12 protein-coding genes are annotated in these 8,641 nt (G+C 73.2%); 7 read left to right on the forward strand and 5 right to left on the reverse strand.

Features of this window, described 5'->3' with window-relative positions; genetic code table 11:
• Nucleotides 1-1,172, forward strand: a 1,172-nt coding sequence (locus KBX39_RS15225) for a dienelactone hydrolase family protein (RefSeq protein ID WP_210871161.1), incomplete at its 5' end; no start/stop codon positions are given.
• A gap of 15 nt (nt 1,173-1,187) precedes the next feature.
• Here the strand turns inward: KBX39_RS15225 and KBX39_RS15230 are convergent.
• Nucleotides 1,188-1,670, reverse strand: coding sequence for a DUF6232 family protein (locus KBX39_RS15230; RefSeq protein ID WP_064446971.1), 483 nt, complete (start codon nt 1,668-1,670; stop codon nt 1,188-1,190).
• A 58-nt stretch (nt 1,671-1,728) separates the two neighbouring features.
• Between KBX39_RS15230 and KBX39_RS15235 the strand changes: the two genes are divergently transcribed.
• Nucleotides 1,729-2,160: a nuclear transport factor 2 family protein gene (locus KBX39_RS15235; protein WP_209960301.1), complete on the forward strand. Its 432-nt coding sequence runs from the start codon at nt 1,729-1,731 to the stop codon at nt 2,158-2,160.
• Here KBX39_RS15235 and KBX39_RS15240 read toward each other — a convergent pair.
• A complete protein-coding gene (locus tag KBX39_RS15240) occupies nt 2,106-2,669 on the reverse strand; it encodes a DUF6232 family protein (protein WP_043326076.1) in 564 nt (187 codons plus the stop codon). The genes KBX39_RS15235 and KBX39_RS15240 overlap by 55 nt on opposite strands.
• 130 nt (nt 2,670-2,799) lie before the next feature.
• On the opposite strand from KBX39_RS15240, the gene KBX39_RS15245 reads away from it, so the two are divergent.
• Together KBX39_RS15245 and KBX39_RS15250 are read left to right on the forward strand one after the other, a co-directional pair.
• Nucleotides 2,800-3,573: an enoyl-CoA hydratase-related protein gene (locus KBX39_RS15245; RefSeq protein ID WP_043326074.1), complete on the forward strand. Its 774-nt coding sequence runs from the start codon at nt 2,800-2,802 to the stop codon at nt 3,571-3,573.
• A 70-nt stretch (nt 3,574-3,643) separates the two neighbouring features.
• Nucleotides 3,644-5,266 carry an acetolactate synthase gene (locus KBX39_RS15250; RefSeq protein WP_210871163.1) on the forward strand — a complete coding sequence of 541 codons (1,623 nt, stop codon included), beginning with the start codon at nt 3,644-3,646 and terminating at the stop codon, nt 5,264-5,266.
• A 12-nt stretch (nt 5,267-5,278) separates the two neighbouring features.
• Here the strand turns inward: KBX39_RS15250 and KBX39_RS15255 are convergent, their stop codons facing one another.
• The 3 genes from KBX39_RS15255 to KBX39_RS15265 are packed head-to-tail and all read right to left on the reverse strand — an operon-like array spanning nt 5,279 to nt 6,383.
• Complete coding sequence (locus tag KBX39_RS15255) at nt 5,279-5,674, reverse strand: PLD nuclease N-terminal domain-containing protein (RefSeq protein ID WP_210871165.1); 396 nt, start codon at nt 5,672-5,674, stop codon at nt 5,279-5,281.
• Nucleotides 5,675-5,700: 26 nt separating this feature from the next.
• Nucleotides 5,701-6,000, reverse strand: coding sequence for a DUF202 domain-containing protein (locus KBX39_RS15260; RefSeq protein WP_030500921.1), 300 nt, complete (start codon nt 5,998-6,000; stop codon nt 5,701-5,703).
• A complete protein-coding gene (locus KBX39_RS15265; protein ID WP_030500920.1) occupies nt 5,997-6,383 on the reverse strand; it encodes a YidH family protein in 387 nt (128 codons plus the stop codon). The genes KBX39_RS15260 and KBX39_RS15265 overlap by 4 nt, the downstream gene beginning before the upstream one ends.
• 41 nt (nt 6,384-6,424) lie before the next feature.
• Here KBX39_RS15265 and KBX39_RS15270 point away from each other — a divergent pair, with 41 nt between their 5' ends.
• The 3 genes from KBX39_RS15270 (at nt 6,425) to KBX39_RS15280 (ending at nt 8,586) form a co-directional block, all read left to right on the forward strand.
• On the forward strand, nt 6,425-7,222 hold the full coding sequence (locus KBX39_RS15270; protein ID WP_030500919.1) for a GNAT family N-acetyltransferase: 798 nt from the start codon (nt 6,425-6,427) through the stop codon (nt 7,220-7,222).
• Between the two features lie 2 nt (nt 7,223-7,224).
• Nucleotides 7,225-7,629, forward strand: coding sequence for a hypothetical protein (locus tag KBX39_RS15275; protein ID WP_113972343.1), 405 nt, complete (start codon nt 7,225-7,227; stop codon nt 7,627-7,629).
• A gap of 177 nt (nt 7,630-7,806) precedes the next feature.
• Nucleotides 7,807-8,586 (forward strand): electron transfer flavoprotein subunit beta/FixA family protein, encoded by a 780-nt coding sequence (locus KBX39_RS15280; protein WP_113974472.1) that lies wholly within the window; start codon nt 7,807-7,809, stop codon nt 8,584-8,586.
• Nucleotides 8,587-8,641 lie beyond the last annotated feature (55 nt).

Raw genomic sequence — 8,641 nt, forward strand, 5'->3', positions numbered from 1 at the left:
GCGGGGCCCGGCGGCCCGGCGGCGGGCGGGACGAGGAACGCGCCCGGGCGCGGCTGCGGCACGACCTGGACGTGGCGGTCGGGTGGCTGCGCGGGCGTCCCGGCGTCGACAGGGACCGGATCGTCCTGGTCGGGCACTCGATGGGCGCCGGCGCTGTCGTCCGGTACGCGGTGGCGCATCCGGAGATCGACCGGACGGTGGCTATCTCGCTGCCCGACGGCGGTGACGTGCCGGCCGGCTGGCCGGGGAACCTGACGCTGGTGGTGGGCGGGCTGGAGTTCGCCGGCTTCCGCCAGGCCGTCGACGAGGCGACCCGGGACGCGCCACCGGGTTCCCGGACGCGGGTGGTGGCGCCCGGCGTCGAGCACGTGTCGGTGCTGTTCGCGCCGCGTACCCACGCCGCGGTGCTCGACGCGCTCCCGGGCCGTACCGGCGGGCCGGAGCCGTCCCCGCTGACCCGGCCGGGCGGCGCCGGGCTGCTGCTGGCCGGGCTCGCGCTGGGTTTCGTGCCGCTTGCGGCGCTGCTGCCGCGCCGGGCGCGGCCGGGCGCGGGCGGTCCGCGTACCGGCTGGTGGCTGTCCGCGACGGTGCCGGCGGCCGGGCTGGGCGCGGTGTTCGCCGCGCTGCTGCCGACCGCCCGCCTGCCGCTCGCCGTGGGCGGATACGTCGCGGTGTTCCTGCTGCTCACCGGAGTGCTGCTGGCCGCCGCGGCACGCTACGCGCGCCCCGGTGGGACACCGCCGACCGCGAGCGGCGTCCGGTCCGCGGTGGTCGCTGTCGCGTTCCTCGGGTACGCGGTGCTCGCCGTCGCGCTGCCGCTTCATCTCGGGCTCACCTCGACCGTGCCGGTCGGGGCCCGGTGGTGGCTGCTGCCCCTGGTGGCGTTCTGCTGCCTGGTGTTCCTGCTCGGCGCCGAGCGGCTCGCGGGCGGCGACGGCCTCCGCTACGCGGCCACCGGCGGCATCGCCGTGCTGTTGCTGGCCGCCGCGGCGGTGCTCGGCCTGGCGCCCGGGTTCGTGCTGCTGGTGGTGCCGCTGTTCGCCGCGCTGGTGGCCTGGCAGGCGGCCTGGGCCGCGGTGTTGCGCCGCCGGGCCGCGCCGTGGTGGCTCGCGCCGCTGCTCGGGGCGGTGCTGCTGGCCTGGCCGATCGCGACCACGCTGCCGCTGGCCTGACCGGCGCCGGTCGGCTCAGCGCCGGTCGGTCTGCTGTTCCACGGCACGTTGCACGGCCCGGTAGATCTGCCCGAACCGCAGCGCGTCGGGCGTGCGGACCAGCATCGTCTCCCGGCCGTGGTGCTGCACCCACAGTTCGTGCACCCGGTTGCCACGCTCGTAGGAGCGGTCCAGCCAGCCGAGTGGCACCTCCAGGAACGGAGTGAGCGCCAGGCCGATCACCACGAACGCGGCCAGGATGATCAGGGCCAGTTTCCACTCGCCCCGGTCCTGCGCCGACCAGGCGAGGGAGAGCACGCAGACCACGGCGACGAGGGGTGGCAGCGACAGCAGCAGGACCAGCACCCCGCGTCCCAGCACCCGTCCCCGGACCGCGAGGGTGGTGGCGCCGCGCTCGTGCCAGACGTACGTGACGTCGGCGAGCGCGACGACCCGACCACCCGCGTGGATCGCGTCCGAGGTGACCTGCACCGCGTCGTCCCGGTAATAGAGGGCCATGAATCAGCCTAACCGCGTGTGTCGACACCGGACGGTCGAGCGTCGGTAGGGTGACGGTATGGCGGACCGGAACGGGGCCGGAACCGGCGGCGACGAGCAGGCGCGCAACGTCGAGGTGGTCAAGCGCTACCTGCGAACCTTCGTGACGAAGGACCTGACCGAGCTGGCCGAGGTGGTCGACGAGGACGTGGAGATCTACGGTTCCGGCGTGGCGGTACGCGGTCGCCGCTATCCGGAGGCCGCCGTCTCCTCGCCCGGCCTGACCGTGCTCGACCAGGAGATCCAGGAGATCTTCGCGGCCGGGGACCGGGTGGTGGTGTCGCTGGCGCAGACGTACCGGCGGGACGCGACAGGGGCGACCACCGTGCAGAGCGCCTGCAAGATGTACCGCCTGGCCGGCGGCCGGATCGTCCAGTTCTGGGGCGAGCAGGACACCTACGGCCTGTTGCGCGGGCTGGGCCTGCTGCCGGACGAGCCGATCACGTTCTGACCCGTCGCGGCAGGACCGGTCGCGGCAGGGTCGGCCGCGGGACGACCGGGCGCGGCCGGCAGGCTCTCCATGGCCCGCTGCACCGCCCGGTAGATCTGGCCGAAGCGCATCGCGTCCCGGGTGTGCAGCAGCCGCACCGGACGACCCCGCCAGTCGGCCCACATCTCCATCTCCCGGCTGCCCCGGGCGTAGGAGCGGTCCAGGTACTCGAAGAGGAAGTCGGCCACCGGCCCGACGGCCAGGCCGATCAGCACCGAGATCCCGACGATGGCGATGGTGACCACCGCCGAGCGTTGCAGCCACACGGCCAGCCCGATGCCCAGCACGGCGGTGACCAGCGGCCCGGCGATCGCGGCCCCGATCGCGCCGCGCCCGGCGAGCACCCGCCACGAGCGTTCGCCCCGCCGGTGCCACACGGTGGTGAGTTCGGCGAGCGGGTAGGTGCGCCCGTCCACCCGTACCGTGGTGGAGGTGACCTGGACGGACCGGTCGTCGAAGTAGGTGATCATGGCTCACTCCCGGTGGCGGGGCGGCGGCGACTCCGGCGGCTACCTGGGGAGTCGCCGACACCACACTGTCTACCCCAACGAGGCGAGCCGTAAGGTTGGCACGCGACTTCGACGAGGAAGTGAGGGCAGCGTGGGCGAGTTCGTCAAGCTGGAATCCAAGGACGGCATCGGCACCATCCGGCTGGAGCGGCCGCCGATGAACGCGCTCAACACCCAGGTGCAGGAGGAGTTGCGCGCCGCCGCTGCGGCGGCCACCGCCGACGCCGAGGTCCGCGCCGTCATCGTGTACGGCGGCGAGAAGGTCTTCGCGGCCGGCGCGGACATCAAGGAGATGGCCGACATGTCCTACGTGGACATGGCGGAGCGCGCGGCCGACCTGTCCAGCGCGCTCGGCGCGATCTCCCGTATCCCCAAGCCGGTAGTGGCCGCGATCACCGGGTACGCGCTCGGCGGCGGCTGCGAGCTGGCGCTGGCCTGCGACTGGCGGATCGTGGCCGAGGACGCCAAGCTCGGCCAGCCGGAGATCAAGCTCGGCATCATCCCGGGCGCGGGTGGCACGCAGCGGCTGGCCCGCCTGGTCGGCCCGGCCCGCGCCAAGGACCTGATCATGACGGGTCGGATGGTCGACGCCGCCGAGGCGCTGCGGATCGGCCTGGCCGACCAGGTGGTGCCGGCCGCGGAGGTCTACGACGCCGCGGTGGCGTACGTGAAGCCGTTCCTGACCGGGCCGGCGCAGGCGCTGCGGGCGGCGAAGGCGGCCGTCGACGCGGGTCTGGACATGGACCTCACCTCGGGCCTGGCCTGGGAGAGTCAGCTCTTCGCGGCGCTGTTCGCCACCGACGACCGGCGCGAGGGCATGACCGCGTTCGTGGAGAAGCGCAAGCCGGGCTTCACCGGCCGCTGACGCGAGAGCTGTTCACATCTGCTGTACCGGCCAGTAACGTGACCCCGGTCGGTCGATGAAGGGGAATGGCATGACGGAACGGGTCGAGGGCCACGGCGGCGATCTGGCGCTCGCGGCACTGCGCGCGCACGGCGTACGGGAGATGTTCACGCTCTCCGGCGGGCACGTCTTCCCGCTCTACGACGCCGCCCACAAGGCGGGCTTCCCCCTCTACGACGTGCGGCACGAGCAGTCCGCCGTGTTCGCCGCCGAGGCGGTGGCCAAGCTCCAGCGCCGCCCCGGCCTGGCCGTGCTCACCGCCGGCCCCGGCGTCACCAACGGCGTCTCCGGCCTGACCAGCGCGTTCTTCAACGCCTCGCCGGTGCTGGTGCTCGGCGGGCGGGCCCCGCAGTTCCGCTGGGGCTCGGGCAGCCTCCAGGAGATGGACCACCTGCCGCTGGTCGCGCCGGTGACCAAGCACGCCGAGACGGTGTTCAGCGCCGACGACATCCCGCGCGCGGTGTCGGCGGCGCTGACCACCGCGCTCACCCCGCACCGCGGCCCGGTGTTCCTGGACTTCCCGCTGGAGGCGGTCTTCTCGGTCGGTGACGCCGACCTGCCGGCGGTCACGCCGCCGGCGCCGATCGAGCCGGACCCGGACGAGGTCGCGAAGGCGGCCCGCCTGATCGCCGGCGCGTCCCGGCCGGTGATCATCGCCGGCTCCGACGTGTACGCGGGCGACGCCGTCGAGGCGCTGCGTGCCGCCGCCGAGTCGCTGCGGGTGCCGGTGTTCACAAACGGGATGGGCCGGGGCGCGCTGCCGCCGGAGCACCCGCTCGCGTTCGCCAAGGCCCGCCGGGTCGCGCTCAAGGGCGCCGACGTGGTCGTGGTGATCGGCACCCCGCTGGACTTCCGGCTCTCCTTCGGCGACTTCGGCGACGCCCAGGTCGTGCACGTGGTGGACGCGCCCAGCCAGCGGGCCGGGCACGTGCAGCCGGCCGCCGCGCCCGCCGGTGACCTGCGGCTGATCCTCGGCGCGCTCGCCGACCACACCGGTGACCGGGCCGACCACGCCGACTGGATCGCCGAGCTGCGTACCGCCGAGGACGCGGCGAAGGCTCGTGACGCCGAGGAGATGGCCGCCGAGAGCGACCTGATCCGCCCGGCCCGCGTCTACGGCGAGCTGCGCAAGGTGCTCGCCCCGGACGCCGTCACCATCGGCGACGGCGGCGACTTCGTGTCGTACGCCGGGCGCTACCTGGAGCCGGCCCAGCCCGGCACCTGGCTCGACCCCGGCCCGTACGGGTGCCTCGGCACCGGCATGGGCTACGCGATGGGCGCCCGGATCAGCCACCCGGACCGGCAGATCTGCGTGCTGATGGGCGACGGCGCGGCCGGCTTCTCGCTGATGGACGTGGAGTCGCTGGTCCGGCAGAAGCTGCCGGTGGTGATCGTGGTCGGCAACAACGGCATCTGGGGGCTGGAGAAGCACCCGATGCGGGCGATGTACGGCTACGACGTGGCCGCCGACCTCCAGCCCGGGCTGCGCTACGACAAGGTGGTCGAGGCGCTCGGCGGCGGGGGCGAGACGGTGGAGAAGGCGGCCGACCTCGGGCCCGCGCTGGGGCGCGCGTTCGACTCGGGCGTGCCGTACCTGGTGAACGTGCTGACCGACCCGGCTGACGCGTACCCCCGGTCGTCGAACCTGGCCTGACCGCGGCGCGTGTCAGACCTCGGGGCGGTCCCGGTCGTCCGGGCGGCGCAGCTCCTCCTCGCGGCGGCGCAGGTCCTCCTCCCACAGCCGCAGCCGTTCCTGGTCCTCGCGGCGGGACCGCTCGTCGAGCGAGGCGAGGAACTCCGGGTCGTCGTCCGGGGCGAGCGGGCGACCGGCCGGGGCGGCGGGCCGGGCCGCGCCGGTGACGCCGGTGGTTCCGGCCGGGTGCTCGCGGCCCACCAGGAACCAGGCGATCGAGCCGACCAGCGGGAAGAACAGAATGATCAGCACCCAGATCATCCGGGGCAGCGCCTTGACCTTCTCCTCGTCGGCGGAGAGGCAACTGATCAGCGCGACGACCGCGAGGACGATCTGAACCAGGAAGAGCAGCACGTAGAGGCGGGCCATGCCCCATGATGGCTCACCCGCGCACGTCAGCGCACCCCGCCCAGCACGTGCGCCACGCCGAGCACCGCAAGTCCGGCCGCCCCGATCGCGGTCAGCGGCACCGACCAGCTGTCGAACCGCCGCGGCCCTGCGCCGGTGGCCCGGTGCCACGTCACCACGAGCACGGCGAGCCAGACCAGGAGCGCTGCTCCGGTCAGCAGCGCGTCGAGGACCCGGCCGGTGAACGCCAGCCGGAGCTGCAGCAGCAGCACCGCGGTCAGCGTGAGCAGCGTCCGCCGCCAGGCCAGCCGGGTACGTTCGGGTTGCAGGCCGGGGTCGCGGGTCATCCCGCGCCACCCAGCAGCACGGCGGCCACCAGCAGCAGCGCGCCGATCGCGACGATCAGCGCCAGCACGGCCGGGAAGCGGGACGCGGGCAGTTCCTCGTCCAGCCGCATGGCCCGTTCGGTGCGCGCCCAGTGGTCGACCGCCCGGATCGAGACGGTCGCGCCGAGCAGCAGCAGCGCGATCGCGAGCGCCTCGCGCAGGTGGGCCAGGCGCAGCGGCGGGAGGAACTGCGCCGCGGCGAGCCCGCCCGCCACCAGCGCCAGGCCGGTACGCAGCCAGGCCAGGAACGTCCGTTCGTTCGCCAGCGAGAAGCGGTAGTCCGGCGGGTTGCCGACCGAACGCAGCTCACGCGGGTCGAACCAGTTCTTGATCGACTCCCACACGCTGCCGATTATCCGCTTTGCCCCGCGCCTAGCCTGGGGGGATGACCGATCTTGACGCGCGTGAGCTGCGCGCCGCCTACGACGCACAGATCCGACCGGAGCTGCCGGACCCGCTGCCGGACGGGGTGACGGTGGAGCGCGACGGCCCGCTGTTCCGCGTGCTCGGCCTCGACCACCGCGGCTTCCTCACCTACCGGACGCTGGACGGCCTGGCCGGCGCCGAGCTGGACGCGCTGATCGCCCGGCAGGTCGAGGTCTTCCGGGCCCGGGGCGAGTCGGTCGAGTGGAAGCTCGCCGGTCACGACGAGCCGGCCGACCTGGGCGACCGGCTGCGCGCCGCCGGCTTCGTACCGGAGGACCAGGAGACCGTGGTGGTCGGGCCGGTCGCGCCGCTCGCCGCCGCCGTTCCGGTGCTCCCCGAGGGGGTACGCCTGCGCGAGGTCACCAGCCGGGCCGACCTGGAGCGCATCGCCGCCATGGAGGAGGAGGTCTGGCGGGAGGACCGCAGCCACCTGGTGTACGGGCTGGCCCGGGAGATCGAGGCCGATCCGCAGTCGATCACGATCGTGGTGGCCGAGGCCGGGGAGACGGTGGTCAGCGCCGGCTGGATCCGCTACCAGCGCGGCACCGGCTTCGCCAGCCTCTGGGGCGGCTCGACGCTGCCGCAGTGGCGCAAGAAGGGCATCTACCGGGCGCTCGTGGCGTACCGGGCGCGGCTGGCGCAGCAGCGCGGCAAGACTCTGCTGCAGGTGGACTGCTCGCCGGACAGCCGGCCCATCCTGGAGCGGCTCGGACTCGTTGCGGTCACCACCTCCACGCCGTACGTCTACACTCCGTGATCATGGAACGGTTGACGGCGGACGAGCGGCTCATCCTGAAGACCGGTGCGTTCGGCGCGGTCTTCCTGGTCTCCAACGCCGTACCCGGGGTGCTGGCGATGGTGCGGGAGAGCTTCGCCGCCTCCGGCGCGCTCGCCGAGGTGGGGGGCGTGGTCAAGGAGGCGCTCACCACCGGCCCGCTGCCGCAGCTGCCCCGGGACTCGGCCCTGGAGGTCGAGTCCGTGGTGCTGCCCGCGCTGGGCCGGTCGATGGAGATCCTCCGGGCCAAGTCGCCCGCCGACGCCGAGACGTACCGGTCGGTGGTGCTGGCCGCCGCGGAGCGGGTGGCGCAGGCGCACCGGGGGATCGAGCCCGCCGAGGCGGCGGCGATCGAGAAGATCACGCAGGCGCTGGCCGGATCGGTCTGATGCCGGTGACCTGCGTCACTGCGGGCGGCGGGGGCCGTCATGCTACTTGCGGGTAACATTGCGCTCGTGGGGAAGTGCACAGCTGCCCGCGGTTGACCCACGTTCCGTCACGCGGGAGGCTGCGCCCGTGACCGGGCGAGTGATCGCTACACCAAACAGGAGGGTCGTCGAAGCGCGATGAATATCGTCGTACTCGTCAAGCAGGTGCCTGATTCGGGCGCGGACCGCAGCCTGCGTTCTGACGACAACACCGTCGACCGCGGTTCGGCGAACAACGTCATCAATGAGATGGACGAGTACGCCATCGAAGAGGCGTTGAAGATCAAGGAAGCGCATGGTGGTGAGGTCACCATCCTGACGATGGGTCCGGACCGGGCGACCGAGTCGATCCGTAAGGCGTTGTCGATGGGCCCGGACAAGGCCGTGCATGTGGTGGATGACGCGCTGCACGGTTCCTGCGCGGTGGCCACCTCGAAGGTCCTCGCCGCGGCGCTCGGGCAGTTGGGCGCCGATCTGGTTCTGTGCGGTGCGGAGTCGACCGACGGCCGGGTGCAGGTGATGCCGCACATGATCGCCGAGCGGCTGGGCGTGGCCGCGCTGACCGGCGCGCGCAAGCTCACCGTCGACGGGTCCAGCCTGACCGTCGAGCGGCAGACCGAGGAGGGCTACGAGGTGGTCACCGCCTCGACCCCGGCCGTGGTCTCCGTCTGGGACACCATCAACGAGCCGCGGTACCCGTCCTTCAAGGGCATCATGGCGGCCAAGAAGAAGCCGGTGCAGACGCTCTCCCTGGGCGACCTGGGCGTGGCCCCGGCCGAGGTGGGCTTCGACGGCGCCACCAGCGCGGTGGTGGAGCACTCCAAGCGGCCGCCGCGTTCCGGCGGCGAGAAGATCACCGACGAGGGCGACGGCGGCGTGAAGCTGGTCGAGTTCCTCGCCTCCGAGAAGTTCGTGTGAGAGGTCGCTGACATGTCTGAGGTTCTCGTCGTCGTCGAAGCCACGCGTGAGTTCG

It is taken from the genome of Micromonospora sp. D75 (genome assembly GCF_018070405.1).
GTDB lineage: Bacteria > Actinomycetota > Actinomycetes > Mycobacteriales > Micromonosporaceae > Micromonospora > Micromonospora chalcea.